The sequence below is a fragment of the Streptomyces niveiscabiei genome (assembly GCF_001419795.1).
GTDB classification, from domain to species: domain Bacteria; phylum Actinomycetota; class Actinomycetes; order Streptomycetales; family Streptomycetaceae; genus Streptomyces; species Streptomyces niveiscabiei.
Genome location: NZ_LIRL01001036.1, coordinates 1 through 1,746, shown reverse-complemented (window position 1 = coordinate 1,746; position 1,746 = coordinate 1). Strand labels below are relative to the sequence as shown.

Here is a 1,746-nt window from a genome sequence, read left to right as displayed (position 1 = left end):
TGGAAGCCGTCAACGCCGGGGGGCCGTGGCTGATCAGCACATCAACTCCTGGGGCGGGGTTGGAAGTTGGCGGTCGCCTGGCTAGTAATGTTCCGGAAAGAAAATTGTCTCGCAAGCTCTCTCACTCCAAAGGGTGCTGTACGCGCAAATGGGCCCGTCGGCTTGCGCGCGGCGGTACCCTCCGCGCAAGGAGGTGCGAAACATGACCGACGCCCAACCCAACCTGCACAGAAGGCGTTTGGGCCTGGAGCTGCGCGCCCTGCGCAAGGCGACGGGGATGAGCCTGACCGAGGCCGCCGAACGTCTGTGCCTGTCGGGCGCGTCAGCCTTGAGCAAGATCGAGAACGGCAAGCAGCGGGTGCCGGGGATCGCGCTCGCCGGCTTCTTCGAGGTGTACGGGCTCCAGAAGAAGGACCGCATCGAGAAGATCCGCAAGTTGGCGTCGCTGGCGAACTCGAACAAGCGGGCCAACTTGTTCGACCAGTACCGGCAGTCGGTCCGCGACCCCTTCGCCGAGTACCTGCACCTGGAGGAACTGGCCTCCAAGTGCGAGACGTTCGCGTGGATCGTCCCCGGCCTGCTCCAGACCCCCGACTATGCCCGGGTGATCGTGGAACGCAGCCGTAAGTGGCAGACCGCCCGGGAGATCAGCAACTTCGTCGAACTCCGCATGGCCAGGCAGGAGGCGCTTCTCCGGGAGAGCCCCCTGCACCTGTGGTGTGTGCTCGACGAATCCGCGCTGCTGCGGGAGGTCGGAGGGAAGCCGGTGATGAAGGCTCAGCTCGAACATCTGCTGGCGGTGACCGAGGAGCACAAGCACGTGGCGCTCCAGATACTGCCCTTCTCCCAGGGCGCGCACGCGGGCTTCGACGGGCCGTTCCATCTGCTGCATTTCCCCGTCGGACCACCCGTGGTCGTGGTCGAGCCGATGACAACCTCCCTCTACCTGGAGGAAGATAGCGACATCGGGCGCTACGAGATGGCGTTCGGCCACCTGCGCAGCGAGGCGCTGGACACCGAAGCCTCACGGCGCGCAATCCACGATTTGATCAAGGATCGCTATTCATGAACAAGAAGATCGACCTCACCGATGCCACGTGGGTCAAGAGCGACCTGAGCAACGGCGGCGACAACTGCCTTGAGGTCGCCTTCATCGATGGCGTGGTCGCCCTCCGCGACTCCAACGACGTCGGCGACCCCGACGCCAAGGTCCTCATCATCTCCGAGGACGACTACCGTGCCTTCACCGGCGGAGTCGCGCAGGGTCAGCGCAGCCTTCTCCTGCCGTAGCCCGTTCCTTCGCAGTCGAGCCTTGCCGCCCGCGTCCGGTCGGGGTGGCAAGGCTCTGCTGTGCGGCCTGTCAGGGAGAGCCCGCGTCGTAGGACTCGCGGTTGGTCAGGACGTGGTCCATTTCGGTCTGGGCCCACTCTCGGAGGCCGCGGGTCAGGTGGTGGAGGGAGAGGCCGAGGGGGGTCAGTTCGTAGGTGACGGTCGCGGGGACCGTGGGGGTCACGGTGCGGGTGAGGAGGCCGTCGCGTTCGAGGGAGCGGAGGGTCTGGGTGAGCATTTTCTGGGTGGCGCCGGCCAGGAGGCGGGCGAGTTCGGAGTGGCGCAGGGGTTTGGGGGCGGGCGGGGTGGTGGTCTCGCCGGCCAGTGCGCACAGGATCAGGACGACCCACTTGTCGGAGATCCGGTCGAGGAGCTCGCGGCTGGGGCACAGCTCCAGGAACGCGTTGTACTCCGCTT

General features: G+C 66.0%; 3 protein-coding genes. 2 read left to right on the top strand and 1 reads right to left on the bottom strand.

What is annotated here, in order from left to right; all coding sequences use genetic code 11:
* Positions 1-202 precede the first annotated feature (202 nt).
* Together AOK24_RS39245 and AOK24_RS39240 are read left to right on the top strand one after the other, a co-directional pair.
* Entirely contained in the window at positions 203-1,069 is an 867-nt protein-coding gene (locus AOK24_RS39245; protein WP_055724706.1) for a helix-turn-helix domain-containing protein, read from the top strand.
* Complete coding sequence (locus tag AOK24_RS39240) at positions 1,066-1,290, top strand: DUF397 domain-containing protein (protein ID WP_055724705.1); 225 nt, start codon at positions 1,066-1,068, stop codon at positions 1,288-1,290. The genes AOK24_RS39245 and AOK24_RS39240 overlap by 4 nt, the downstream gene beginning before the upstream one ends.
* Positions 1,291-1,360: 70 nt before the next feature.
* Here AOK24_RS39240 and AOK24_RS39235 read toward each other — a convergent pair.
* Positions 1,361-1,746 (bottom strand): winged helix-turn-helix transcriptional regulator (locus tag AOK24_RS39235; RefSeq protein WP_055724704.1); only part of this gene is annotated, 386 nt, incomplete at its 5' end.